The organism is Streptosporangium sp. NPDC000095 (assembly GCF_042899335.1).
In the GTDB taxonomy this organism is placed as follows: domain Bacteria; phylum Actinomycetota; class Actinomycetes; order Streptosporangiales; family Streptosporangiaceae; genus Streptosporangium.
In genome coordinates this window covers 185,938-210,289 of the sequence record NZ_JBIAZS010000001.1, presented here as the reverse complement: position 1 = coordinate 210,289, position 24,352 = coordinate 185,938, and the positions used below count along the sequence as shown (strand labels likewise).

The window sequence follows — 24,352 nt, the reverse complement described above, 5'->3', positions numbered from 1 at the left end:
TTTTATCCGGACGATGTCAAAGAACTAAATGGACAATTCGCCCGGTTAGCGGAGAGATTGTGACAGGTGAATTTATGGCGCCTGGCACCTCGCAGGAATGGCGGTGGTCGAATGGATGCCGAAGCGGTTCCCGTGCTCGGTCTGCTGGGCAGTGTCGAGCTGCCAGGGGTGGCCGAGTCGGTCGGTGCGGCCCGGCGATATGTCAGAGGCGTGCTGGAGAACTCGGGGCGACGGGATACCTATGACGCCGAGCTTCTGGTCAGCGAGCTGGTGTCGAACGCGGTGAGGCACTCCGAGTCGGGACGCGTCGGCGGGCTGGTGACGGTCGTGGTCGCGAACTGCGGTGAGACCATCCAGATAGCGGTGGCAGACAAGGGCTCCGCCACCTGCGCACCCGAGATCCCGGCCGAGCCGGACGAGGAGGCCGAGGGAGGCCGTGGGCTCCGGCTGGTGAGCGAGGTGGCCCTGTCCTGGGGCTGGCACGAGGGGGCGGCGGGCCGGATCGTCTGGTTCCGACTGGCGCGGCGGTGACCGGGGGACCGGGGGAGATCGCCATCCTCGTCGCCAGGTACGGCAGGCACTGGCTCATCTCAGAGGCGGCTGAAGGCGGATATCACGCGGTACGCCGACACAGCCTGTCCGAGGAGAGCGGCCTGTCCAACGTACTGTGCGCGGCCACCCTCGGTGAAATGGCGCGCCGCCTGGCGGCCGAGAACGAGCGTGAGAATCGGCTGTCGGCGCAATGACCCGAGAACCGGCAGGGAAACCGGCGCGGGCGGGCTCTTCTCCGGCTCCGGTCGCGGTTCTTCGCATGCGGATGAGGCGAATTGTGAGCAACGATCGTTCGAATGTCCGAGGAGGATTCCGAGAACGCCGATCCTCGCCTGCCGGATTTAATCCGCTCTCAGAAAAGGCGAGATCCCCGAGAGGCCGGCCTGGATTCCGGAGAACGGAAGCCGGGCCGGTCGCGCGGGGTGGCGTGAGACGCCGCCGTGATGGCGGAGACCTCGGAACCTCAGAGAGTCCAGGAAGTCGGTTACGAGACCTTGGCGGAAGGGGCCGTCCAGGTCTTGCAGGATCCGGGGTTGGCGGTGGAATAGCCCCGCTTGGTCCAGTGGACGAGATTGGCGCCCTTGCCGAAGTAACGGGGCTTGCCCTTGGGGTCGGCCTCGGCCTTGGCGAGGTCCAGCAGGCGGCGGGCGTCCTTGGCGGGGTAGCCGAGGGCGGACCACATGCTCCTCGCGGTCACTCCGCCCAGACACTTCGCCTGCAGGTTGAAGCGGCGGAGCTGCTCCAGGATCTCGTCGCCGTTGTCGGCGTGCAGGGCGTTGTAGCCCTCGGTGATGTCGACCAGGCTCAGCACGTGCTCGGCGTAGGCGGAACTCAACTCCGCGAAGATCGGGACGTCGTCGGAAGATTTGATCCAGTCGGGACGGATATGCACGGAGAGGAAGGTCCCGAAGCAGTGGACCACCTCCGACTTGGCGGGATTCATTTTGGCCCCGAAGCAGTAGCGCTCGTACTTCTTCTCCAGGGTGGTTCCGTACATCTCCACCTTGGGCGCTACGAACGACAGGTCGGCCTGCTTCAAGTAGGGATCCCAGGTGTCGTTCATGCAGGTGACGAGCGCTTTGACGTGCCTCTTCACCGAGGCGAGGCTCTTGCCCTTGGCGGGTTTCCTCGCGCAGCTCGCGGCGGGGAGCTTGCCGGCGGAGTAAAGGGGGTTGCCGGTCAGGAGCGGGGCGTCCTCGACCGGATATGCGAAGGCGGTGGCCGTACCGGGGAAAAGCAGAACGAAGGCGACGGCCATCGCCATGATCGTGCGAATTTTCATAGTCACCGACATTAGGGCATATAGCAGCACTTGATTAGCTAATTTACGGCTTATCTGGGCAAGCGGGACAATGCCTCGCGCCTGGCTTCCCTACGCCGGTCGGCCCCGACTGGCGGACGAAAACCTGGCGTCACCCCGGCAGGGTGGGAAGCGGGGGGACGGGATCGAGGCGGAGATAGCGGCTCACGGCGGCCAGAGCCTTGCGGACATCGCCGAAGACCTGCTGGGTGACGGATTCCCCGAAGTCCTCGTGGGAGTGGCCGAAGTCGATCCAGGCTTCGGCCGTGGTGCGGCCACGAGAGATCCGCTCCGTGTACGCCCCTGGCGTGAGATGACCGAAAACAGTGAGTTCCTGCAGGTTGGCGGGACGCCACCATGCGAGCCAGGCCGGTGCCTCGTTGACGGCCAGGACGAGGCGTTTCGCCGCGTCCGCGTAGGCGGTGTCGTCCGGCAGTCCTTGGGCACCGATATCCCAGTACGCCTGCAGCCACTGGTTTTCCTGACGGGAGAGGTCCGGGACGAACGGGATCGGCAGGTTCTGCGGCTCACCGTGGAGGGCCTTGCCGTAGGGTTCCAGGTGCTCCAAGAACACCTGCCAGTCTCCGGCCCGGACCTCGTGGAGCCAGTTGTCCCGCGAACGGGTGGTCAGGGTGAACGCAGCGCGGGCCAGCAGACGCAGGTCCTCGGAGACGGTGAAGGGGATGCGGTCCAGCCAGTGATGGGCGGCCTCGTCGGGGGCGATGCCGGAGATCCGGGCGGCGACCAGGCATGCGAACGCCAGCGCCTCATCCGCGGCTCCCTCTTCGGCGTACTCCTCGTTTTCGCGCACGAACGCGTCGAGTGCCTCGGCCATCGTCGCGGCGGCGTCCTCTCTGCCCTCCAGCTCCGCGATGGCGTCAGAGCCCTCGTCGCTGTCGAAAGGGCCCTCGAAGAAGGGGGAACTGTCCATGCCGCAGGTCCTTTCCGGAAGGTTCGGCCAGGACGAGGTCGTGTTCGTCACTGTGGAGCGTGTGAATTCTTTTGGAAGAGACCTGGGAAATCGCTACTGCGCCGGCGCGTCATCGGCTCCGTGGCGGCATGTGGTCGTTGGTGAAAAAGTCGGCCAAGGCGTGGGCGACGCGGTCGGGGTGCCCACCGTTGTCCGCGGCCAGGTGGCCCAGATGGGGCAATTCCACCCGGAGGGCATGCGGGATCACGGTGTGCAGCGCGGTGAGCGCATCCTTGAAAGGGCGTGCGCTTCTGCTACCACCGAGTAGAAGGACCTCGGCTCGTACGGTGGTGGACGACGAGATCAGATCGGCCGCGTCGAGAACGAGGCGGGCCTCCTGCTGCATGGTGGGGACGAGGTCCTTGAGGGGGACGTCGCCGTCGGCCTGCCGGGCTTGAGCGCGCATCCCCAGGCCCATGAGCGGCACCAGGACGGCTCGGGGCAGCATCCTGATCACGCGCGAGTCGTCGTTGGTGCCCTTGGCGACGGTCACCAGCGCGGCCGCGGTCCGTCCCCGTGCCATTTCCCGCTCGTAGCGGGGCAGCCACGCCACCGGCGAGTGGTCGCCGACCGGCAGCGGCGGCTCGTACAGAGCGATCTTGTATTCCTCGGGACAGGTCAGCGCCCACCGCAGGACCGGGATCGCGCCGGCGCTGAGTCCGAAGACATTGCGCGCCCCGGTCTGCTCCATCAGGGCCTGCACATCCTCTGCGGCGTGCCGCAGCGTGAAGTCGGGGCCGTACGGGCCGCTCATTCCCCGGCCACGGCGATCGGGCAGGTAGACGGTGAAGTCGCCGCTGAGCGTCGCGCCCAGCCGCATGAAGTTGTGGCAGGCCATCATCGAACCGTGCATCAGCACGACTCCTGGCCCTGCCCCGAACCGGCGGTAGCCGATGATGGTGCCGTCCCCGGAGATGACCTTGCCGGTATCGTAGGAAACTGTCTTGGCATCACTCATCAGGTCTCAGCCCTTTCCCAGCCGGGTGCGGACCACGGTGCGATCCACGCTGAGTGTGTCCAGCAGCACGGCCGCCGGGTCAGGGTGTTTGTGGGACAGCAGGCCGAGCAGCACGTGATGGATGCCGATCCGCTCCCGGCCCGCCTGTTTTCCCAGGCCGGTGAAGACCGCCTTGGCCGCCGGAGTCAGCGGGAGGCGATCACGTTCGCGGCCGGGGAAGACCGGCCCTGGAGACGTCGCCTCGATTCCCATCGACTCCAACGCGTCCTGGTCCAGGCGCTCCAGTGCTTCGCGGGCGGCGTCCAGGCTCACTCCCAGCGCATGGGCGGTGTTCGAATCAGAGTCGATCAGCAGCGCCAGGAGCACGTGCTCGGTGCTGACCTTGCGGTCACCTCTGCGCAGGGCCTCGGTGTTGGCGTCCAGGTATACCTGGCCCATGCCGAACGGCGGCTTCAGTCTCACCACCGCTGCCTCACTTTCCGTACTTGGTGTGGATGGATTGGCGGGTGACGCCCAAAGCGTCCCCGATCTGCTGCCAGGACCAGCCCGCGCGACGGGCGGCGGCCACCTGATTGGCCTCTAACCGCTCGGCGAGCCGTCGCAGTGCCAGCACTGCCCGAAGGCCCTTCGCTGGGTCATCGGACGTCAATGCGGGTGACGGATGATTCACAGGCATGTTTGTCAGTTTGGTTTGACATATCCAGGATGTCAAACCAAACTGACAAACATGCGATGAGAAACCAATGTCATGGCCGACAGCGCCAAGCTCGATCCCCGTGGCGTGCTGCCCGCGAAGTAGGCGCCCGACGCGCTCTTCGAGCTTGTGAGCCGGAAACGGCTCAGCCGACGACGCGGAACCGGATGCTCGTCGCGTGCGGCACGTGGGTCAGCTCGATACGTTCCAGCCTGATGTTGGTCCCGCCCGGGTGGTCGAACAGCCGGACACCGTCGCCCAGCAGGACGGGCGCCACGAACACGAGGATCTCGTCGAGCAGCCCCGCTTCAAGGCACTGCCGGGCGATGTCGGCGCCGAGGATGTTGACGTACTTCTCACCCGCGGCGGCCTTGGCCGCGGTGACGCCACCGCCGAGGTCGTCGACGAAGGTGATCCCCGGTACCGGCATGTCCGGGATGTGATGGGTGAGCACGAACTGCGGTCCGCTCCACCCTCCGCCGAACGCCTTGCCCTCGCTGTCCGTACCCTTGTGAGGGTCGTCGCCGCCGAAGGTGCGGTTGCCGACGAGAAGCGCGCCGATCTCACCGATGAGCCTGTCGACCGTTGGGTTGGGGCCGAGGTGCTCGGTCAGCCAGGACATGTCACCGCCAGGACCGGCGATGAAGCCGTCCAGCGACATGGTGACCGAATACAGCGTCTTGCCCATGAGGTGCCTCCGTCAGGATCGGTTTTGGGTGACCTGTCCTGAGACGGGGGATCGCGCGAAAACTCATCGGTGTTCTGGAGAGAGCGTCGTGGGCAGGGCGAACGTCGCGAACAGGCCGGGGTCGTGGAAGGCGACGATCTCCGCGATCCGGTCGTCCTCGATCCGCAGCACGGAGATCCCGAAAGCGCGGTGGGCGGGCTCGCCGAGCCCTCGTACGTAGGCCGCCACGGCCGGTTGCCGGTTGGCCCGGACGGGGAGCATCCGGAACCGGCCCACGTATTCGGGCGAGCCTGCGTCCCAGCTCGCCGCCAGTGCCGCCACGACCGCGTCACGACCCCTGAACCACGTGGGCCACGGCGGCATCTCCGTCCGTACGTCCTCGGCGAGCAGGTCGGCGATCGCGACGAGGTCGGCGCGTTCCATCGCGTCCATGTAGCGCCGCAGCACCGCCCGCTCCCGCTCGGTCGGCTCGGCCGACGGCGCCCAGTCCAGGCGGCGTTCCGGCAGATGCTCCTTGAGCGTCGCCCTGGCCCGCTGCAGCGCGCTGTTCACCGAGGCCACGCTGCCCTCCAGCAGCGCCGCGACCCGCTTGGCGGGCCAGCCGAGCACGTCGCGCAGGATCAGCGCCGCCCGCTGCCGGGGCGGCAGGTGCTGGAGCGCGGCGAGGAACGCCAGCTCGATCGTCTCCCGGGTGACGGCCACGGAGTCAGGCTCGGCCTCGCTGGGCGCGACCGGCTCCCAGAGCCGGTCGGGGTACGGTTGCAGCCACGCGATGTCGGCCGGGGGCGAGAGTGCGGCGCTCGGATCCGAGGGCCCGGCCAGGTGGCGGGGGAGCACCCGGTGGGCCCGGCCGTCGAGGGCGTCGAGGCACGCGTTCGTCGCGATCCGGTACAGCCAGGTCCGGAGCGTCGAGCGCCCCTCGAAACCGCCGAGGCTCTTCCAGGCGCGCAGGAATGTCTCCTGCACCAGGTCCTCCGCCTCGTCGAACGAGCCCAGCATCCGGTAGCAGTGCACGCGCAGCTCACCCCGGTGACGCTCGACGAGCGCGGTGAACGCGGACTCGTCGCCCGCCCGTGCGGCGGCCACCGTCTCGTCGCCGTCACCCGCGCCCACCCGACCGCCCTTCGTTCCCGTTCCGGCCGTCGGCCGGTCTTTGGCGGGAACCCTACGCCAGGTGGGACGACGTCGCGGCTCGGCGCTTCCCGCGCTGCGTACGAAGCGCCCCCACGCGTTCCGTACGAACACGCGAAACGGGTGTGCCCCGGCGGACCGGGGCACACCCGCACGTGCGCGAGGGAGGCTAGAACCAGCCGCGCCGCTGGGCCATGGCCTGCAGGCCGGCGCGCAGCGACTGCTCGACCTGGCCGGGGTGGTCGTTGTAGTGGACGGTGAAGCGGCTGTAGGTGTCGTGGCTGGAGGACAGGAAGCCGCCGCGCTTGTCGGCCTCCAGGATGACGTCCATCGACTGGGGGCCGGAGATGAAGGTGAGCTCAAGCTCGTTGAAGTGGCGGTGGTACTCGCCGCCCGCGTAGTACTCGATCTCCTGGAAGAACGGCATCCGCGAGCCGTGCAGGGTGCCCCGCTCCAGGTCGGCCTTCTTGAAGCGGAAGCCCATCCGGTCCAGCGCGCCGAGCAGGTGGTCCTGGGCGGGCAGCGGGTTGACGAACAGCGGGTCGAGGTCACCCTTGTCGAGCGCGCCGGCGAGGGCGAGCTCGGTGGAGACGCCGAGCTTCATACCGTGCAGCGGGTGGCCGCCGACGGCGCTGATCGGGGTCTCCCAGGGGACCTGGATCTGGAAGGGGGCCGACTGCGGGGCGCCCGCGGCGAGGTGGAACGGCCCGGTGATCTGCTGGCGCAGGAAGCTGTACGTCGACTTGTACTCGTTGTCGCCGCTCTCGACCTCGACCACGGCGGTGAAGTCGATGAATATGCCCTCCACCTTGTAGTCGGAGCCGCCTCCGCGGAAGTTGACCTGCCCGCGCAGGACCTCGCCGGGCCGCACGTGCGAGTTCTGCAGCACGGTGTCGACCTCGACACCGGCGCCGAACGCGGCCATCAGCTTACGGAACACCATCTGGACTCCTGGGGTCTGGAGAATTTCTCATCAGGGGGTTTGACTCTGTGGCTTGGTCTGGCCGTTGCCGCTGCTCAACTCGGGCAGGATCTGGGCCAGAAGCATGGTGGACAGGATGGAGGGGTCGCCGGAGGCGCCGGAGGTGCGGACGACGACGGGACGCGGGGCGCTGTCGGCGAGTTTGGCGCCCACGTCGAGCCTGCGGCGGGCCAGCTCGTACTGGAGCACCGCGCGGTTGTCGCGGTAGGAGTCGGCGAGCCTGCGCAGCCCCTTCGCCTCGTTCTCGGCGGAGGTGAGCTCGGCCCGGCCCTTCGCCTCGATCTCCCAGCGCACCCGCTGCGCCTCGGTCTCGTGCTCCTCCAGCATGCGGGCGACGTCCTTACGCGCGGTGTTGGCGGCTGCTCTGACCTCGACGATACGCGCGTCCCGCGTCTTTTTGGAACGTTCGATCTCCATCAGCAGGGTGTCGATCCTGCGCTTGCGGGTGAGCTCCCACTCGCGCTCGAACGCCGACAGCTCCTTGGCGACCTTCTCGCGGGTGGCGAGGTGCTGCTGGTACTGGTCGGGCAGCTGCACGTCGGGGATGTTGGCGCCGGTGATGCGCACGCCGTACCGGCCGAGCTGGCGGGTGAGGAGCTCCTGCATGTCGCCGACGTCGGAGCCGCGCAGGTCGTAGGCGCGCTCGGTGTTCACCCGGCGGCTGCGCTGGCGGATGGCGTCCTGTACGGCGCTGCTGAGCACCAGGTCGAAGTTGCCGGCGCCGATCGTACGGACGAAGGCCACCGGGTCGACGATGCGGAACTTCAGGAAGAACTCGATCGACTTGAGCGGGACGTTCTCCGCCGTCGGGCAGGCCACGATCGGCGCGGAGTAGGGGATCTCGGTGGAGGTGTCGACCACCGCGTCCACCCGGTCCCACGGCAGCCACAGGTAGTGGCGCCCGGGGGGCAGCGTGCCGACGATGGCGCCCCACCGGCTGCGCACGCCCGTGGTGCCCTCCTCGATCTCGATGATCGCCCGGCGCCACAGCCACACCAGCGCCGCGATCAGCGAGAACACCGCTCCGATCGCGGCCAGGAAGGAGAGTGCCCCTCCGGCGAACGCCGCCGTACCGGCGAGGTACAGGGAGAAGAAAAGGAGCGTCACCCAGGCGAAGCCGCGGCGGTCCTTGGGGATCACCACGGGGACCAGCTGGCCGGACTCGCCGCCGCGCAGCAGCTGGCGGATCTCCGACCAGGAGGCGAGGGATTCCTTGATCTTGGAGAACTCTCTGCCGCTCATCAGACCTCATCTTCCTGCGCGACGCGTCCCGCGACGGGGACGGGAATGGGGACGGTGGTGTCGGCGGGCGGGTTGAGAAGGGAGCTGATCTCCGCCCCGCGCCTCTCGACACGGTCGCCGATCTCGATCATCCGTGCCCTGATCGCGGCCATGTCCGCCTGGGAGAACAGCTGGGCCTCGGGGTTGCCGACCAGCTGCCTGGCGAGGGTGAGCAGGTCGATGTCGACGGTGTCGCCGACCTGCACCAGGCGGGGCAGGTGCGAGGCGACGGACTCCAGCTTGTCGAGCAGGTCCTGCTGGAAGCGGTAGTCGAGGATCTCCGGCGCCTCGGCGGCGCTGAGCGAGCGGATGTCCAGCGCCTGGGCCTCCAGCAGCGCCGCGTTCGCCTTCGCGATGGACTCCGCCTCCACCAGCCGCTGGCCGCCCTGGGCCTTGGCCTGGTGGGAGGCACGCTCCAACGCGGTGTCGATCCTGGCCTGGTGCCCGGCGATCTCGGCGTGGATGGCCGACAGCTGCTCCTGCAGCCCGGCGAGCTCCCTGATCAGGTCGCCCTCGTTCTGCTCCTTGCGCAGCTGCAGCTCGTACTCGTAGGTGTACGCCTCCTTCGCCACCCTGATCATCTCGGGGGCGGCGAGGTCCATCCGGTACTCCTGGCTGGAGGGCTCGGCGTGCGTGATGTTGACGTCGGTGAGCCGCACGGCGGGCATGAACTGCTGGTTGAGGTTGTCCAGCATGCCCATGGTGCTCTCGCCCACCAGGTCGTAGATCTCCTCGGCGCGCTGGGCGTAGATGAGGGAGCGGGTGACCTCGCTGACGGCGTTCTGCAGCTTGGCCTGGAAACCGCTCACCGAGCCGAGCACGAAGATGAACTCGGCGGGGTTCTCGATCCGGAACTGCAGGAACAGGTCGACGCTCGCCTTGACGCCCTGCTGGGTGGGAGCCTCGCGGATGGGGGCGTTGAAGGGATACTCGCGGGTGGTGTTGACGATGTAGCTGACCCGCTTCCACGGGTTGAACAGCGTCACCCGGCCGGGCTCGGCGATGGTCACGAGCTTGCCGAACTTCGTGATCAGAGCCTTGCACCCCTCGGGCACCATGACCACGCTCCTGCGCCACCACAGGAACGCCGCGGCGAGCACCAGCACGGCCCAGTAGTGCGGGCCGAACAGCACGCGGAAGGCGTCGGGCAGCCCGGTGGCGACGAGCCCGACCAGTCCGAGCCCGGCCAGCACGACGAGCGGGACGACCACCCTGGCGGTGGTGCTCTTGGGGATGACCACGGGGGAGATGACGTGGACCGGCTCCCCGGCGGGGCCCCTGCCGCTGAAGCTCTGGTTGACGATCTCCCCGGCCTCGTTGAGGGCGGCGCTGCGGGCCTCGATGATCGTGCCCATGGAGGAACCCTGATCACGGGCGGCCATGAAGTCGGAGGGGTCGAGGGAGAAGCTCCCGTCACCGGCGGACCTGGTGCCCCTGGCCTGCCCCTGTCCGGTGACCTGCTCGGCCACCTGCCCGGCGTACTGCCCCACGGCCTGCCCGACCATCTGGCGTACGTCGCCCCCCTGTCCTATGGCTTGCGCCGCGGCTCTCGCGTACTGCATGGCTTCTCTTGGGCGGGACATCACACCTCCAGGTTCGGGATACGTCGAGAGCTCGATATATCACGCTTTGTGATCGTTGGCACGCGGGACAGTAAAGGGGATCCGACTTGCGGATCGCTTGCCACGCGGTTGACACCTGCCCACTCGTACGTGGACCTGTGAGGAAGAATTGTCGGTCACGCCGCCTACAGTGGGACAGGTGAGGCCGGTAACAGATTTGCAGCGCAAGGTGGCACCCTTCGAGGTCGTCACCGACATGACCCCCTCGGGCGATCAGCCCGCCGCGATCGCCGAGCTCGAACGGCGCGTCAAGGCCGGTGACAGGGACAACGTCCTGCTGGGTGCCACGGGCACGGGCAAGACCGCCACCGTCGCCTGGCTGATCGAGCGCCTCCAGCGGCCCACCCTGGTCATCCAGCCCAACAAGACGCTCGCCGCCCAGTTCGCCAACGAGCTGCGCGAGATGATGCCCAACAACGCGGTCGAATACTTCGTCTCCTACTACGACTACTACCAGCCCGAGGCGTACGTCCCGCAGAGCGACACCTACATCGAGAAGGACTCCTCGATCAACGAGGAGGTCGAGCGGCTGCGCCACTCGGCGACCAACTCGCTGCTGACCCGCCGCGACACGGTCGTGGTGGCCTCCGTCTCCTGCATCTACGGCCTGGGCACCCCGCAGGAGTACGTCGACCGCATGGTGAGGCTCAAGGTCGGCCAGGAGATCGACCGCGACACCCTGCTGCGCCGCCTGGTCGACATGCAGTACACCCGCAACGACATGGCCTTCACCCGGGGCACCTTCCGGGTGCGCGGCGACACCGTCGAGATCATCCCCAAGTACGAGGAGCTCGCCGTCCGGATCGAGATGTTCGGCGACGAGATCGAGAAGCTCGCGACCATGCACCCGCTCACCGGCGAGGTGATCACCGAGGACACCGAGCTCTACATCTTCCCCGCCTCCCACTACGTCGCGGGCGCCGAGCGGATGGAGAGCGCGATCCGGGGCATCGAGGCCGAGCTCGCCGAGACCCTGGAGACGATGGAGCGCCAGGGCAAGCTCCTGGAGGCCCAGCGGCTGCGCATGCGCACCACCTACGACCTGGAGATGATGCGCCAGATCGGCACCTGCTCCGGCATCGAGAACTACTCGCGCCACATGGACGGGCGCACCCCGGGCAGCGCACCCAACACCCTGCTCGACTACTTCCCCGAAGACTTCATGCTGGTCCTGGACGAGTCCCACCAGACCGTCCCGCAGATCGGCGCGATGTACGAGGGAGACGCCTCCCGTAAGCGCACGCTCGTCGACCACGGCTTCCGCCTGCCCTCCGCGATGGACAACCGCCCGCTGAAGTGGGAGGAGTTCCTGGAGCGGATCGGCCAGACGGTCTACCTGTCGGCCACGCCGGGCTCCTATGAGCTGGGCCGTTCCAAGGGCGACGTGGTCGAGCAGGTCATCCGGCCGACCGGGCTGATCGACCCCGAGGTGATCGTGAAGCCGACCAAGTCGCAGATCGACGACTTGGTCCACGAGATCCGCACCCGCACGGAGAAGGACGAGCGGGTCCTGGTCACCACGCTGACCAAGAAGATGTCGGAAGACCTCACCGACTACCTGCTGGAGCTCGGCATCCGGGTCCGCTACCTGCACAGCGAGGTCGACACCCTGCGCCGCATCGAGCTGCTGCGCGAGCTGCGGATGGGCGAGTTCGACGTGCTGGTCGGCATCAACCTGCTCCGCGAGGGCCTCGACCTGCCCGAGGTCTCGCTGGTGGCCATCCTCGACGCCGACAAGGAGGGCTTCCTGCGCTCGGAGACCTCCCTGATCCAGACCATCGGCCGCGCGGCCAGAAACGTCTCCGGCCAGGTGCACATGTACGCCGACCGGGTCACCCCCTCCATGGAGCGGGCGATCGACGAGACCAACCGCCGCCGGGCCAAGCAGATCGCCTACAACGAGGCCAACGGCATCGACCCGCAGCCGCTCCGCAAGAAGATCGCCGACATCCTCGACTCGCTCAACCGCGAGGACGCCGACACCGCCCAGCTCCTCGGCGGCAGCGGCCGTCAGCAGTCGCGCGGCAAGGCCCCCGTCCCGGGCTTCGCGGTCAAGCAGGCCGGCCAGCACGCCAGGGCGATCGCCGGAGAGATGCCCAGGGCTCAGCTGGAGGCGCTGATGGAGTCGCTCACCGAGCAGATGCACCAGGCCGCCACCGACCTGCAGTTCGAGGTCGCCGCCCGGCTCCGCGACGAGATCAAGGAGCTCAAGCGCGAGGTGCGCGACATGCGCGAGGCGGGAGTCTCCTGACCCGGTCGCTTTCGGGGTGATCCGATATGCCGTGGGGGCGACCGGCGGCCGAGGGCGACGGGGGACCGGGGACCACGCGGAGATTCCGGAAACCATGTGAGGACTCCGGGGATCACCCGGGGAGCGAGAAGCGTTCGGTGGACGGTGCGGCCGGGCCGGGAGGCCAGGCGGAGGAGCGAAAAGCGAAGCGTTCAGGGAGGGGCGGGGCCGGAGTGAAAACGGCTCGCCCGTCACGGGCGCGGCCGGATACGGTCGCCTGATGCGACGATGCGACGACTGCGGCTGCTGGGAGTACGGCGGGGCGCCCGACTGTGCCCGATGCGCGGCGTTGGTCGACCGGATCGTCGAGGACGGCTGGCGGAGGTTCCTGCGAGAGCGGTTCGGTGCGGCCGAGCCGTCCGCCGAGCCTGGCGAGGCCAGGCCGTCCGCGAGACATGGCCGATCAGGCCGGCCCACCGGATCCGATGCGGCGGGAGTGCCCGGTGAGGTCGGGCTGTCCGCCGAGGAGGAGTCGGCGATCGCCGAGATGGTCGCCGAAGAGCCCGACCGGCACGACTGGCGGGTCGTCGACGCCGCCCTCGACCGGCTGGTCTGCCCCGACTGCGGGGCCCGGCTGGGCAGGGGGCCGCTGGGCTGCCCGCCCTGTGACCTCGCCGACGGTTTCCGCTACTCGGCAGTCGAGACCGACCGCCCGAACGTCCCGCCCGGCAACGAGCACGCGATCAGGGTCGGCGTCTCGGTGATCCGCGCCGGGCACCGGCAGTCGCCCGCGGCCCTGCTCGGTTGGCGCGTCGGTCTCCCCGCCCTGCTCGAAGGCTTCCTGCCCACCACCGCCCAGGCCCAGGCCATGCGGGCCCGCATCAACGCCGGAGCCACCTACGACGACCTCGTGGGGAGCTGACCTCGTCACACATGCCCGGCGCGGAGGCTCTCGGCTTTGACCGCCGAGAGCGTGTCAGGCACCGATGAACTTTCCGAGGTCGAGATCGATGTCGACGTCGAAGCCGATGTCCGTCTTCAACCGCCCCCGGTGAATGCCCGTCGGGACGTAGGCCTTGACGGAGGGTTCCAGCTCGAAGGTGTAGACGACGGGTTTGTCGTCCTCCTGCTCCACGCGCCAGAGGTGCCTGATCCCGGCGCCGGAGTATTTGATCGGCTTGGTGGTGCGGTCTCGCTCCAGCGACTCGGGGGAGACCACCTCGACCACCAGGTGCACGTCCTCGGGCTTGAACGAGGTCGTTCTCAGGCTGGTCAGGGCGGAACTCGCCACCACCATGATGTCGGGCTCGGGTCGCTGCCTCATCCCCAGGGTCACGGTCATCTCACGGACGACGGCGAGATCGCTAGGAGGCGTGAGCTCTCTTTCGAGAAGTCTGAGCATGAGCATGTGAAAAGTGGTCTGCGGAGACATCATGATGAGCGACCCGTCGATCAGTTCGACATGCCGGGGCGCACCGGGGGGGAGATGATCGAGCATGTCGGCGGTCCACCCGCCTGCCGGCCCCGGGTAGAACCACTCGGGGAAAACGGCTGCCATCAGAGAACCTCCTTCGGTGACATCCGGAAACATTACCTGACGGAGTCATCCTGACACTCACCGTGTCTGGTGTGTGGGGTGTTCGAGACGCGGCGACCTCCAGGGGCCGCCGACGGTTTTCGCCGATGGTCTGCCCGGCTGTGGTCCCTTCGCGAAGGGACCACAGTGAGGGGACTGCTCAGCGGGAGTCGTCGGGGTGGGCGCGGTTGACCATCGTGCGGTTGTAGAGCTCGTCGATCTGTTCCAGGGGGTCGGGGGCGCGGCGGCGCGCCTCGATCTCCAGGTCGGTGCGGCCCTGGATCGCGTCGATGCTCCCGGCCGAGTGCGCCATCTGGTCGTTGCGCAGGTCGGCCCTGATCCTGGCGCAGGAGGTGGTGAGCTTGGCGTGGTGCTCGCGCAGGCGGTCCAGCGCCGTGTGGTCGATGTAGGGCGAGACCCGGCGCTCCTGGGCGTAGTGGGCGAGCTGGGCGTCGAGCTGCTCGGCGTGCACCGCGATCTCGGCCACGAGGTGGGGCAGGTCGCCCAGGCCCCAGCCGTCGCGCAGCGCGTGGTCGACGGCCTGGCGGGTGAGAGAGACCTCGCGTCGCAGGTCGAGGCGCATCCGCTCGGTCTCCGCGGCGTCGCCGGTGCCCATCGCCGCCACGTGACTGGCGACCCTGGTGGAGACGGTCCTGGCCTTCTTCGTGGCCTTCTTGCCGATCTTGACCAGCAGGTAGATCCCGGCCGCTCCCAGGAGAAGGAAGAACAGCAGGATCACCATCAGGACGATGAGGAAATCGCCGATCGGAGCCACCTCCCTGCGGGGACTGGACGGGATGTTTCGAGCATAGCCCGCGCCGCGATCCTCGCGCGGGCGCGCGGACGCGGTCTCATCGTGGGCTCGGGACGGCCACTCGCCGCCGTCGTCGTATCCTGCGGGTCGCCCACCAGGCGAACAGCGCCAGTCCCGCCACCATCACGATGACCAGGACCGGTAGGAAGATCGCCACCAGGGCGATGCCCAGTGATCCGGCGTCCTCGACCGTGCTGGCCACGGGGGCGCCCACCCCGGCCGTGGTGGTGTTCACCACGGGCCTGGTGACCGCCTTCATGGTGTGCACGGCCAGGGCGATCGCGATCCCCAGGACCCAGCTGAGCCAGGGGTTGTGGCTCATCCAGGTCGAGCCGTCCAGCCGGGCCGCGGCCTCGGTGGCGCTGAAGACCACGCCGCCGGAGGCGGGGCGGACGACGGTCTGGATCATGTCGTTGACGCTGTCGACCACCGGGACCTTGTCGAGCACGAACTCCGCCAGGAGCAGCACGCCGATGATCCCCAGCACCCAGCCGTTGGACAGCCAGGCGAACTCCTGCGGCAGCCGTACCTGGTCGGTGAAGTTGGCGAGCAGGCCGACCACCAGCAGCGGGATGTAGGCGTTGAGCCCGGCCGCCGTGGAGAGTCCAAGGCCCGTCAGTGCCGCGAGCATCGCACCTCCGTAGTGTCTCTCTCCCCCTTCAACGGTTACCGGCCGTCGATCGATCCCGATCCGTCCCCTCGCGGGGTATCACTCCGGTCTCGGTGTCGATGCCCTCCGCCGCCCCCGAGGCCCCGAGGTCCATGACCTCCATGCCCTCTGTGCCCTCTGTGCCCTCCACGACCTCCGCGACCTCCGCGACCCTCGTGACCTCCACGGTCCTCGCCGTTTCCACGGCGTCCACTGTTTCCGCAGTCTCCACGGTGTCCAGGTGGGGTGGCAGCCAGCCCTGGCCGGGCACGTAGTGGCGCACCACCTTGGCGGGGATGCCCGCGATCACGCTGTGGTCGGGGAACTCCCCGCGCACCACCGCCCCGCCCGCCACCACGCTCTGCCTGCCGATCCGGGTGCCGGGCAGGATGATCGCGCCGGTGCCCAGCCACGATCCCGACCCGATGGACACCGGGTTGTTGCGCGGCCACTGGCGGCCGATCGGTGCCTCGGGGTCGTCGTAGACGTGGTTCTGGTCGGTGATGTAGACGTACGGGCCGGTGAAGACGTCGTCGCCGATGTCGATCGACTGGTGGCCCACGATGTGGGTGCCCCTGCCGATGGAGCAGCTTCCGCCGATCCGTACGATCGAGTCCGGGCCCAGGTCCACCCCGGGACCCATCCCCGCGGAGATGGAGACCCGCTCGCCGATCAGGGTGTGGTCGCCGATCTCGATCCAGGCCTCGCCGAAGATGGCTCCAGGCGGGAACGACAGGCAGGCGCCCTCGCCGAGGCGCCTGAAGCGGTATCCGGCGGGGCTGACGGGGGTGATGGTGCCGGCCGCGCGAACAGCTGCCCAGAGCCGGTGCACGAGGCTGCCCATGGCCCGCCTTACCACACCATGAAGTGACATAACGGATCAAATTACCGCTTGGTTGGGTTTGAGAAAAATGCGGGTGGGGGGTTGTTCGGGCAGTTCGCCTGCACCGTTTGATATTCTGAGAGCCCGTGGACCTGTAGGCCATTCACAAGGGTGAGCCGACGATCTGTAACGACCACGGGAGCCTTCTTGCGCAGCGCCGCACACACCAAGCATCTGTTCGTCACCGGCGGCGTCGCCTCCAGTCTCGGGAAGGGACTGACGGCCTCCAGCCTCGGGCGCCTTCTCAAGCTGCGCGGCCTGCGGGTCACCATGCAGAAACTCGACCCCTACCTCAACGTCGACCCCGGCACCATGAACCCGTTCCAGCACGGTGAGGTGTTCGTCACCGACGACGGCGCGGAGACCGACCTCGACGTCGGCCACTACGAGCGCTTCCTCGACACCGAGCTGCACGGCTCGGCCAACGTGACCACCGGCCAGGTCTACTCCAACGTCATCGCCAAGGAGCGCCGCGGCGAGTATCTCGGCGACACCGTGCAGGTCATCCCGCACATCACCAACGAGATCAAGGACCGCATCCGGTCGATGGCCGGGCCCGACGTGGACGTGGTCATCACCGAGGTCGGCGGCACCGTGGGCGACATCGAGTCGCTGCCCTTCCTGGAGGCCGTCCGTCAGGTCCGCCACGAGGTCGGCCGTGACAACGTGTTCTTTCTCCACGTCTCGCTGCTGCCGTACATCGGGCCGAGCGGCGAGCTGAAGACCAAGCCGACCCAGCACTCGGTCGCCGCGCTGCGCAGCATCGGCATCCAGCCCGACGCGATCGTGTGCCGCTCCGACCGGCCGATCACCAACTCGCTCAAGCGCAAGATCAGCCTGATGTGCGACGTGGACGAGGACGCGGTCGTCTCCGCCATCGACGCCGCCAGCATCTACGACATCCCCAAGGTCCTGCACTCCGAGGGCCTGGACGCCTACGTGGTGCGCCGCCTGGGCCTGCCCTTCAGGGACGTCGACTGGAAGGAGTGGGAGCAGCTCCTGCGCCGGGTGCACCGCCCGGCCAACGAGGTCACGATCGCGCTCGTCGGCAAGTACATCGACCTGCCCGACGCCTACCTGTCGGTCACCGAGGCGCTGCGCGCGGGCGGCTTCGCCAACGACGCCCGCGTCAACATCCGCTGGGTGAAGAGCGACGACTGCGAGACCCCCGAGGGCGCGGCCCGCGAGCTCGACGGCGTCGACGGAGTCCTGGTCCCCGGCGGCTTCGGCGTACGCGGGATCGAGGGCAAGGTCGGCGCGATCCGGCACGTCAGGGAGAACAAGATCCCGCTGCTCGGCATCTGCCTCGGCATGCAGTGCATGGTCATCGAGGCCGCCCGCAACCTGGCGGGCATCGAGGACGCGGGAAGCACCGAGTTCGACACGGAGACCACCCACCCGGTCATCTCCACCATGGCCGACCAGGAGGACGTCGTCTCCGGCGAGCGCGACATGGGCGGCACCATGAGGCTGGGCCTCTACCCGGCCAGGCTCGGGGAGGACACGCTCGCCCGCCGGCTGTACGGCATGGCGAAGGTGGACGAGCGCCACCGCCACCGCTACGAGGTCAACAACTCCTACCGCGAGCAGTTGGAGAAGGCCGGCATGGTCTTCTCCGGCCTCTCGCCCGACGGACGCCTGGTGGAGTACGCCGAGCTGCCCGCCGACATCCATCCCTTCTTCATCGGCACCCAGGCGCACCCGGAGTTCCGTTCCCGGCCGACCCGGGCGCACCCGCTGTTCAAGGGCCTGATCGGTGCCGCCCTCACGTACGCCGACATCCGCGGCACCGTCGCCAAGGCGGGGCGGGGAAAGTGAGCAGTTCGCGAGCGGGTGCCGGGGAGGACCGGAAGGCCCACGAGGTCGACAGGAGACAGGACATCCCGGTGGCTCAGGAGGTGAGGGACGATCTGGAGGTCGTGGACGCCTGCGAGGAATGGAAGGTCGTCTCCTCCACCGAGCACTTCCGTGCCCGTGTCATCACCGGGGTCACCGACGCGGTCGTGATGCCGGACGGAGAGGTCGTCAACCGCGACTACGTCCTGCACCCGGGCTCCGTGGCCGTCGTGGCCCTCGACGACAGGGACCGGGTCCTGCTGATCCGCCAGTACCGCCACCCCGTACGGCGGTTGCTGTGGGAGCTGCCCGCGGGGCTGCGCGACGTCGAGGGTGAGCCCCTGCGGGTCGGGGCGGCCCGCGAACTCGCCGAGGAGGCGGGCTACCGGGCGGACACCTGGCACACGCTGGTCGACACCTTCGTCTCGCCGGGAATGAGCGACGAGCGCACCCGGATCTTCCTCGCCAGGGACGTCAGCCCCATCCCCGAAGGGGAGCTCGACTTCGTCCACCGGCATGAGGAGGCCGACATGCCGGTGGTGTGGATTCCCCTGTCCGACGCGGTTCGGCGTGCCATGGCGGGAATGATCCACAATTCCCAAGCCGTGACCGGTATTCTCGCCGCATACGCCGCTTCGGCGGATGGATTCGCCTCACTGCGGCCCGCCGACGCACCGGAGGCATGACAGGAGGACACCCTGAGCGAGACGGAGGCCGTCCTCTCCAGTTACCTCGCCCACCTGGCCGTGGAGCGGGGCCTGGCCGCCAACACCCTGGCCTCCTATCGCCGTGACCTCCTGCGATATGTGGAACATCTCAAGCAGCGCGGCCACGTCACCTTCGGCCAGATCGCCGAGGGTGACGTCGCCGCCTTCGTGGCGGCGCTCAGGGAAGGCGACGGCGAGCACCAGGCCCTCGTCGCCGCCTCGGCGGCGCGGGCCGTCTCCGCGGTGCGCGGCCTGCACCGCTTCGCGCTGAGCCAGGGCGTCTGCCGGCACGACCCGGCCTACGAGGTGCGCTCGCCGCGCCAGCTCAGACGGCTTCCCAAGGCGATCAGCGTCCGCGACGTCGAGCGCCTGATCGCCGCCTCGGGACCGGACGGAGCCCCGCTCACACTGCGTAACCGGGCGCTGCTCGAACTGCTGTACGGCACCGGCGCGCGCATCTCCGAGGCCGTGGGGCTCGCCGTCGACGACGTCGAGCTGGGTGCCGAGGCCCGGCGGGTGTGCCTGCGAGGCAAGGGCGGACGCACCCGCCTGGTGCCGCTGGGAGGCTTCGCGGAGGAGGCGCTGCGCGCCTACCTCACCCGCGCGCGGCCCCGTATCGCCTCACACGGCCGGGGCACCTCGGGGCTCTTCCTCAACGCCAGGGGCGGGCGGCTCACCCGCCAGGGCGCCTGGGAGGTCCTTCAGGGCGCCGCCGAGCGTGGCGGGCTCGAAGGAGTGTCGCCACATATGTTGCGACATTCGTTCGCAACTCACCTCCTTGACGGGGGTGTGGACGTTAGGGTGGTTCAGGAACTACTCGGCCACGCCTCGGTGACCACCACCCAGGTCTACACGCAGGTCACGGTCGACAAGCTCCGCGAGGTCTATGCCGCGGCGCATTCGCGCACGCGGGATTGACCTTGCTTATGTCCGGGCGTGCCGCCTTGCCGCATACGTGTTGACGCCATAGTGTCCGTCCGGACGGTCCGGTTAGAGGCCGTCAGGGAGGTTCGACTGGTGACTGTGACCGCCGACGGTTCTATCCGGGGAGCGACCCCGGCAAACCCCGAGAATCCCTGGGGCGACACCAAGACCGCCGGGACCCCTCGCAGTGGGGGAGTCCTCGGCCCGACCGGACGTCCCCGACCGGTCTTCCCCGACCCGCCCCCGCGCACGGTGCACGGGCCGGCGAGGGTCGTCGCCATGGTCAACCAGAAGGGCGGCGTCGGCAAGACGACCACCACCATCAACCTGGGCGCCGCGCTGGCGGAGGCCGGGCTCAAGGTCCTGCTGGTCGACTTCGACCCGCAGGGCGCCCTCTCGGTCGGCCTCGGGATCAACCCCCTCCAGCTCGACCTGACGGTCTACAACCTCCTCATGGAGCGGCAGATCACCGCAAGGGACGTGCTGCTGGAGACCGGCGTCGAGGGCATGGACCTGCTGCCCAGCAACATCGACCTGTCGGCCGCCGAGGTCCAGCTCGTCACGGAGGTCGCCCGTGAGCAGGTGCTCGGCCGGGTGATCAAACCCCTCCTGCCCGAGTACGACGTGTGCCTGATCGACTGCCAGCCCTCGCTGGGCCTGCTCACGATCAACGCGCTCGCCTGCGCGCACGGCGTCATGGTGCCGCTGGAGTGCGAGTTCTTCGCGTTGCGCGGTGTCGCGCTGCTCATGGACACCATCATCAAGGTGCAGGAGCGCATCAACGACGAGCTGGTCATCGAGGGCCTGCTCGCCACCATGTACGACGCGCGCACCCTGCACGGCCGCGAGGTGCTGGCCCGGGTCGTCGAGGCGTTCGACGACAAGGTCTACCACACGGTGATCAACCGGACGGTTCGCTTCCCCGACGCCACCGTGGCCGGTGAGCCCATCACCAGTTTCGACTCCTCCTCGCTCGGCGCCAGCGCGTACCGCGAACTGGCGAGGGAAGTCCTGGCCAGGTGGGCCGCGCTGGAGCAGTGATCTCGCCTCCGGGTGCGGGACAATGGAGGGATGACCGAGCCGCCGAAGACCGACGATGGCACCTTCAAGGTGCATCTGGAGGTCTTCGAGGGCCCCTTCGACCTCCTGCTCGGCCTGATCTCCAAGCACAAGCTGGACATCACCGAGGTCTCGCTCAGCCAGGTCACCGACGAGTTCATCTCCTACATCCGGGCGAGGGGCCCGGAGTGGGATCTGGACCAGACGAGTCACTTCCTGCTCGTCGCGGCGACCCTGCTCGATCTCAAGGCCGCGAGGCTGCTGCCCTCGGGTGAGGTCGACGACGAGGAGGACCTCGCCCTCCTGGAGGCCCGTGACCTGCTGTTCGCCCGCCTTCTGCAGTACCGGGCCTACAAGGAGGTCGTGAAGGTCTTCTCCGGCCGGATGGCCGAGGAGGCGCTGCGCTTCCCCCGTACGGTGCCGATGGAGGCCGAGTTCGCGAGCCTGCTGCCGGAGTTGATCCTCGGCATCGGCCCCGACCGCCTCGCGGAGATCGCCCGGCGGGCCTTCGCCCCCAAGGCGCCCCCGTCGGTCTCGGTGGCCCACATCTACCAACCGCTCGCCAATGTCCGCGAGCAGGCGGTTATCCTTGTCGAGCGGCTGCGGCGGTTGCGCCGGGCGACTTTCCGGGCCCTCACCTCCGACTGCGCCGGCACCTTCGAGGTCGTCGCGCGTTTCCTGGCCGTCCTGGAGCTCTACCGGGAGGCCGCCGTCTCCTTCGAGCAGGTGGAGCCTCTCGGGGAGTTGCACGTGACCTGGACCGGCAGCGACGACGGCGACGTCGCCGTGGCCGACGACTACGACGAGACCCTGAACAGCCAGAAGGAAGAGCCCGCCGATGACTGACCTGGCACCCGAGGCCGGTCCGCGTGCCGGGGCCGGACCGTACGCCGACCCCGAGGCGCGAGCCGAGCCCGGTTCGCGCGCTGAGGCCGGACCGTTCGGCGAGCCCGGTTCGAATGCCGGGGCGGGGCCGAGCGCAGAGGCCGGTTCGCGTGCCGAGGTCGGCCCGAGTGCCGAGCCGGACCTGCGCGCCGGGCTGGAGGCCATCCTGCTGGTGGTCGACGAGCCCGTCGCGGAGGTGACTCTCGCCCAGGTTCTGGAGCGGCCCGTCCACGAGATCAGCCGGGCGATTCGTGAGCTTTCGGCGGAATATACCGCTTCCGGGCGGGGTTTCGACCTGAGAGAGGTAGCGGGCGGCTGGCGGTTCTACACGCGGGCCGAGTGCGCGCCGCTCGTGGAGCGGTTCGTCCGCGACGGCCAGCAGACGCGCCTCACCCAGGCCGCTCTGGAGACCCTGGCCGTGGTCGCCTACCGGCAGCCGGTGAGCCGGGCCCGGGTGGCGGCCATCCGCGGTGTCAACAGCGATGGCGTCATGCGCACGCTGATGACGAGAGGGCTGGTCGAGGAGGCCGGCACCGAACCGGAGAGCCAAGCCGTGCTCTACCGGACAAGTTCGTATTTTCTCGAGCGGATGGGCCTGCGGGAGCTCGGTGAGCTTCCCGAACTGGCGCCCTTCCTGCCCGACGACATGGAATCCCTAGAGGAGCAGAAGTAGTGAACGACAGGCGCAGTACCCCGTCCGGTGATGGACGCGGTCAAGGCCGTGGCGGAGCCCCGCGCGGTGGCAATCCCCGTGGGGGCTCGCAGTCCGGTGGATTCCGGGGCGGCCCCTCCCGAGGCGGATCCTCCTCCGGCTCCTCCCGTGGAGGCTCCCAGGGCGGTTACCGTTCCGACGGTCCGCGTCGTGACGACCGCGGTGGTTTCCGCGCGGAGCGTGACGGTTCGCGGAGCCGGTACGAGCGGCCCTCCGGCGGCTCCCAGGGGGGTTCGCGGGGCGGTTACCGCTCCGACGCTCCGCGCCGTGACGACCGCGGTGGCTCCCCCTCCGGTGGCTACCGTTCCGACGGCCCGCGTCGCGACGATCGTGGCGGCTCGTCCTCCGGTGGCTACCGTTCGGACGGCCCGCGCCGTGATGACCGTGGTGGTTCGTCCTTCGGTGGTTCGCAGGGCGGTTACCGCTCCGACGCTCCGCGCCGTGACGATCGCGGTGGTTTCCGTGCCGACCGTGACGGTTCGCGGAGCCGGTACGAGCGGCCCTCCGGTGGCTCCCAGGGGGGTTCGCGGGGCGGTTACCGCTCCGACGCTCCGCGCCGTGACGACCGCGGCGGTTCACAGGGTGGCTACCGTTCCGACGCTCCGCGCCGCGATGATCGCGGTGGTTTCCGTGCCGACCGTGACGGTTCGCCGAGCCGGTACGAGCGGCCCTCCGGCGGCTCGCAGGACGGTTACCGCTCCGACGGTCCCCGCCGCGACGACCGCGGCGGTTCACAGGGTGGCTACCGCTCCGACGCTCCGCGCCGCGACGATCGTGGCGGCTCGTCCTCCGGTGGTTCGCAGGGCGGTTACCGTTCCGACGGCCCGCGTCGGGACGACCGCGGTGGCTTCCGCGCGGAGCGCGACGGCTCGCGTGGCAGGCCCGGCTCCGACCGTGGTCGCGGCGGCGCTCCCGCCGGTGGTTCCCGTGGCCGCTTCGGCAGGACCGGGCGCCGGGACGAGATCCAGACCATCGGCGGCAACCGCGCCGAGGCGTACGGCGAGCGCCGTGCACCCTCCGACCGGGCCGCCAGCCGCGCGCCCAAGGCGAAGGCGCCGCTCAGGCCGGGGACGATCGCGAACGACCGGTTCAAGACCTCCCGTCAGCCCAAGCGCGACTCCGACTTCTACGACCGCGACTACACCGACGAGCGCGACACCACCGAGGTCCCCGACGGCATCCGGCTGCAGAAGGTGCTCGCCCAGGCGGGCGTCGCCAGCCGCCGGGCCTGCGAGGACATGATCGGCGAGGGCCGGGTGACGGTCGACGGTCAGGTGGTCCGCCGCTTCGGCGCCCGGGTCGATCCCACCAGGCAGGTCATCCACGTCGACGGCAAGCGCCTGCCGACCATGCCCGACCTGGTCTACCTCGCGATCAACAAGCCGATCGGCGTCGTCAGCACCATGTCCGACCCGGACGGCCGCCCCTCGCTGGCCGACTTCGTGGCCGACCGCACCGAGCGGTTGTTCCACGTGGGCCGCCTCGACACCGAGACCGAGGGCCTCATCCTGCTCACCAACGACGGAGAACTGGCCAACAGGCTCACCCATCCGAGCTACGGTGTCCAGAAGAAGTACTGGGCGAAGGTTCCCGGCCGGATCGAGCGCGACCTCGGCCGCCGCCTGAAGAAGGGCATCGAGCTGGAGGACGGCCTGGCCAAGGCCGACTCCTTCGCCCTGGTCCAGGAGCACGGCCAGCAGGCTCTGGTCGAGATCGTGCTGCACGAGGGTCGCAAGCACATCGTCCGCCGCATGCTGGAGGAGGTCGGGCACCCGGTCATCGACCTGGCACGCATCGAGTTCGGCCCGGTCAAGCTCGGCCGCCTCAAGCCGGGCACCGTCCGGGCACTGACCCTCACGGAAGTCGGAGAGCTCTACGCCGCCGTCGGGTTGTAGCCTT

General features: G+C 68.9%; 25 protein-coding genes. 11 read left to right on the top strand and 14 right to left on the bottom strand.

Annotated features, from left to right (window positions below; translation table 11 throughout):
* Nucleotides 1-111 precede the first annotated feature (111 nt).
* Nucleotides 112-531, top strand: a complete 420-nt coding sequence (locus ACFY3V_RS00825) for an ATP-binding protein (protein WP_389768690.1) — start codon at nt 112-114, stop codon at nt 529-531.
* Nucleotides 528-746, top strand: a complete 219-nt coding sequence (locus tag ACFY3V_RS00820; protein WP_389768687.1) for a hypothetical protein — start codon at nt 528-530, stop codon at nt 744-746. The genes ACFY3V_RS00825 and ACFY3V_RS00820 overlap by 4 nt, the downstream gene beginning before the upstream one ends.
* 290 nt (nt 747-1,036) lie before the next feature.
* On the opposite strand, the gene ACFY3V_RS00815 is transcribed toward ACFY3V_RS00820, so the two are convergent.
* The 10 genes from ACFY3V_RS00815 to ACFY3V_RS00770 form a co-directional block, all read right to left on the bottom strand.
* A complete protein-coding gene (locus ACFY3V_RS00815) occupies nt 1,037-1,834 on the bottom strand; it encodes a hypothetical protein (protein WP_362895218.1) in 798 nt (265 codons plus the stop codon).
* A gap of 130 nt (nt 1,835-1,964) precedes the next feature.
* A complete protein-coding gene (locus ACFY3V_RS00810) occupies nt 1,965-2,783 on the bottom strand; it encodes a DUF4259 domain-containing protein (protein ID WP_362895216.1) in 819 nt (272 codons plus the stop codon).
* 109 nt (nt 2,784-2,892) lie between these two features.
* Nucleotides 2,893-3,780, bottom strand: coding sequence for an alpha/beta fold hydrolase (locus ACFY3V_RS00805; RefSeq protein ID WP_389768684.1), 888 nt, complete (start codon nt 3,778-3,780; stop codon nt 2,893-2,895).
* A 6-nt stretch (nt 3,781-3,786) separates the two neighbouring features.
* Nucleotides 3,787-4,245 carry a Clp protease N-terminal domain-containing protein gene (locus tag ACFY3V_RS00800; RefSeq protein WP_362895212.1) on the bottom strand — a complete coding sequence of 153 codons (459 nt, stop codon included), beginning with the start codon at nt 4,243-4,245 and terminating at the stop codon, nt 3,787-3,789.
* Between the two features lie 7 nt (nt 4,246-4,252).
* Nucleotides 4,253-4,456, bottom strand: coding sequence for a hypothetical protein (locus ACFY3V_RS00795; protein ID WP_362895210.1), 204 nt, complete (start codon nt 4,454-4,456; stop codon nt 4,253-4,255).
* A gap of 163 nt (nt 4,457-4,619) precedes the next feature.
* Nucleotides 4,620-5,162 (bottom strand): dihydrofolate reductase family protein, encoded by a 543-nt coding sequence (locus ACFY3V_RS00790; RefSeq protein WP_362895208.1) that lies wholly within the window; start codon nt 5,160-5,162, stop codon nt 4,620-4,622.
* A 63-nt stretch (nt 5,163-5,225) separates the two neighbouring features.
* The gene (locus tag ACFY3V_RS00785; RefSeq protein ID WP_362895206.1) at nt 5,226-6,407 is read right to left on the bottom strand and encodes a sigma-70 family RNA polymerase sigma factor; all 1,182 of its coding nucleotides are present in this window, start codon (nt 6,405-6,407) and stop codon (nt 5,226-5,228) included.
* Nucleotides 6,408-6,462: 55 nt separating this feature from the next.
* Entirely contained in the window at nt 6,463-7,236 is a 774-nt protein-coding gene (locus ACFY3V_RS00780; RefSeq protein WP_362506650.1) for a sporulation protein, read from the bottom strand.
* A gap of 30 nt (nt 7,237-7,266) precedes the next feature.
* Complete coding sequence (locus tag ACFY3V_RS00775; protein WP_362895204.1) at nt 7,267-8,517, bottom strand: SPFH domain-containing protein; 1,251 nt, start codon at nt 8,515-8,517, stop codon at nt 7,267-7,269.
* A complete protein-coding gene (locus tag ACFY3V_RS00770) occupies nt 8,517-10,118 on the bottom strand; it encodes an SPFH domain-containing protein (RefSeq protein ID WP_389768677.1) in 1,602 nt (533 codons plus the stop codon). Before ACFY3V_RS00770 ends, ACFY3V_RS00775 begins: the two co-directional genes overlap by 1 nt.
* A 199-nt stretch (nt 10,119-10,317) precedes the next feature.
* Here ACFY3V_RS00770 and uvrB point away from each other — a divergent pair, with 199 nt between their 5' ends.
* Nucleotides 10,318-12,429 (top strand): excinuclease ABC subunit UvrB, encoded by a 2,112-nt coding sequence (gene uvrB, locus ACFY3V_RS00765; protein WP_362895200.1) that lies wholly within the window; start codon nt 10,318-10,320, stop codon nt 12,427-12,429.
* A 259-nt stretch (nt 12,430-12,688) separates the two neighbouring features.
* Nucleotides 12,689-13,330 carry a hypothetical protein gene (locus tag ACFY3V_RS00760; protein ID WP_362895198.1) on the top strand — a complete coding sequence of 214 codons (642 nt, stop codon included), beginning with the start codon at nt 12,689-12,691 and terminating at the stop codon, nt 13,328-13,330.
* A gap of 54 nt (nt 13,331-13,384) precedes the next feature.
* Here ACFY3V_RS00760 and ACFY3V_RS00755 read toward each other — a convergent pair whose 3' ends face one another.
* From ACFY3V_RS00755 to ACFY3V_RS00740, 4 genes are all read right to left on the bottom strand, one after another.
* Complete coding sequence (locus ACFY3V_RS00755) at nt 13,385-13,966, bottom strand: Uma2 family endonuclease (RefSeq protein ID WP_362895196.1); 582 nt, start codon at nt 13,964-13,966, stop codon at nt 13,385-13,387.
* Nucleotides 13,967-14,144: 178 nt separating this feature from the next.
* Nucleotides 14,145-14,759: a hypothetical protein gene (locus tag ACFY3V_RS00750; RefSeq protein ID WP_362895194.1), complete on the bottom strand. Its 615-nt coding sequence runs from the start codon at nt 14,757-14,759 to the stop codon at nt 14,145-14,147.
* 76 nt (nt 14,760-14,835) lie between these two features.
* Nucleotides 14,836-15,429, bottom strand: a complete 594-nt coding sequence (locus tag ACFY3V_RS00745; protein ID WP_362895192.1) for a DUF4126 domain-containing protein — start codon at nt 15,427-15,429, stop codon at nt 14,836-14,838.
* Between the two features lie 28 nt (nt 15,430-15,457).
* The gene (locus tag ACFY3V_RS00740; protein WP_389768671.1) at nt 15,458-16,291 is read right to left on the bottom strand and encodes an acyltransferase; all 834 of its coding nucleotides are present in this window, start codon (nt 16,289-16,291) and stop codon (nt 15,458-15,460) included.
* Nucleotides 16,292-16,477: 186 nt separating this feature from the next.
* Between ACFY3V_RS00740 and ACFY3V_RS00735 the strand changes: the two genes are divergently transcribed.
* The 7 genes from ACFY3V_RS00735 to ACFY3V_RS00705 all read left to right on the top strand — a co-directional run bounded on the left by ACFY3V_RS00735 (nt 16,478) and on the right by ACFY3V_RS00705 (nt 24,348).
* Nucleotides 16,478-18,148, top strand: a complete 1,671-nt coding sequence (locus ACFY3V_RS00735; protein WP_350948231.1) for a CTP synthase — start codon at nt 16,478-16,480, stop codon at nt 18,146-18,148.
* A gap of 80 nt (nt 18,149-18,228) precedes the next feature.
* On the top strand, nt 18,229-18,852 hold the full coding sequence (locus ACFY3V_RS00730) for an NUDIX domain-containing protein (protein ID WP_389770175.1): 624 nt from the start codon (nt 18,229-18,231) through the stop codon (nt 18,850-18,852).
* 12 nt (nt 18,853-18,864) lie between these two features.
* The gene (locus tag ACFY3V_RS00725; protein WP_389770172.1) at nt 18,865-19,791 is read left to right on the top strand and encodes a tyrosine recombinase; all 927 of its coding nucleotides are present in this window, start codon (nt 18,865-18,867) and stop codon (nt 19,789-19,791) included.
* A gap of 99 nt (nt 19,792-19,890) precedes the next feature.
* The gene (locus tag ACFY3V_RS00720; RefSeq protein WP_350948232.1) at nt 19,891-20,838 is read left to right on the top strand and encodes a ParA family protein; all 948 of its coding nucleotides are present in this window, start codon (nt 19,891-19,893) and stop codon (nt 20,836-20,838) included.
* A gap of 30 nt (nt 20,839-20,868) precedes the next feature.
* Nucleotides 20,869-21,702 (top strand): segregation/condensation protein A, encoded by an 834-nt coding sequence (locus ACFY3V_RS00715; RefSeq protein WP_350948233.1) that lies wholly within the window; start codon nt 20,869-20,871, stop codon nt 21,700-21,702.
* Nucleotides 21,695-22,414: an SMC-Scp complex subunit ScpB gene (gene scpB, locus ACFY3V_RS00710; RefSeq protein ID WP_362895187.1), complete on the top strand. Its 720-nt coding sequence runs from the start codon at nt 21,695-21,697 to the stop codon at nt 22,412-22,414. Before ACFY3V_RS00715 ends, scpB begins: the two co-directional genes overlap by 8 nt.
* Entirely contained in the window at nt 22,414-24,348 is a 1,935-nt protein-coding gene (locus ACFY3V_RS00705) for a pseudouridine synthase (RefSeq protein WP_362895185.1), read from the top strand. The genes scpB and ACFY3V_RS00705 overlap by 1 nt, the downstream gene beginning before the upstream one ends.
* Nucleotides 24,349-24,352 lie beyond the last annotated feature (4 nt).

What these genes read in the sequence shown, in the direction of transcription:
- ACFY3V_RS00715 (WP_350948233.1), top strand. Translation starts at nt 20,869, where the DNA reads ATGACCGAGCCGCCGAAGACCGACGATGGCACCTTCAAGGTGCATCTG.
- ACFY3V_RS00775 (WP_362895204.1), bottom strand. Translation starts at nt 8,517, where the DNA reads ATGAGCGGCAGAGAGTTCTCCAAGATCAAGGAATCCCTCGCCTCCTGG.
- ACFY3V_RS00795 (WP_362895210.1), bottom strand. Translation starts at nt 4,456, where the DNA reads ATGCCTGTGAATCATCCGTCACCCGCATTGACGTCCGATGACCCAGCG.
- ACFY3V_RS00760 (WP_362895198.1), top strand. Translation starts at nt 12,689, where the DNA reads ATGCGACGATGCGACGACTGCGGCTGCTGGGAGTACGGCGGGGCGCCC.
- ACFY3V_RS00770 (WP_389768677.1), bottom strand. Translation starts at nt 10,118, where the DNA reads ATGCAGTACGCGAGAGCCGCGGCGCAAGCCATAGGACAGGGGGGCGAC.
- ACFY3V_RS00740 (WP_389768671.1), bottom strand. Translation starts at nt 16,291, where the DNA reads ATGGGCAGCCTCGTGCACCGGCTCTGGGCAGCTGTTCGCGCGGCCGGC.
- ACFY3V_RS00790 (WP_362895208.1), bottom strand. Translation starts at nt 5,162, where the DNA reads ATGGGCAAGACGCTGTATTCGGTCACCATGTCGCTGGACGGCTTCATC.
- ACFY3V_RS00825 (WP_389768690.1), top strand. Translation starts at nt 112, where the DNA reads ATGGATGCCGAAGCGGTTCCCGTGCTCGGTCTGCTGGGCAGTGTCGAG.
- ACFY3V_RS00805 (WP_389768684.1), bottom strand. Translation starts at nt 3,780, where the DNA reads ATGAGTGATGCCAAGACAGTTTCCTACGATACCGGCAAGGTCATCTCC.
- ACFY3V_RS00815 (WP_362895218.1), bottom strand. Translation starts at nt 1,834, where the DNA reads ATGAAAATTCGCACGATCATGGCGATGGCCGTCGCCTTCGTTCTGCTT.
- scpB (WP_362895187.1), top strand. Translation starts at nt 21,695, where the DNA reads ATGACTGACCTGGCACCCGAGGCCGGTCCGCGTGCCGGGGCCGGACCG.
- ACFY3V_RS00780 (WP_362506650.1), bottom strand. Translation starts at nt 7,236, where the DNA reads ATGGTGTTCCGTAAGCTGATGGCCGCGTTCGGCGCCGGTGTCGAGGTC.
- ACFY3V_RS00810 (WP_362895216.1), bottom strand. Translation starts at nt 2,783, where the DNA reads ATGGACAGTTCCCCCTTCTTCGAGGGCCCTTTCGACAGCGACGAGGGC.
- ACFY3V_RS00755 (WP_362895196.1), bottom strand. Translation starts at nt 13,966, where the DNA reads ATGGCAGCCGTTTTCCCCGAGTGGTTCTACCCGGGGCCGGCAGGCGGG.
- ACFY3V_RS00745 (WP_362895192.1), bottom strand. Translation starts at nt 15,429, where the DNA reads ATGCTCGCGGCACTGACGGGCCTTGGACTCTCCACGGCGGCCGGGCTC.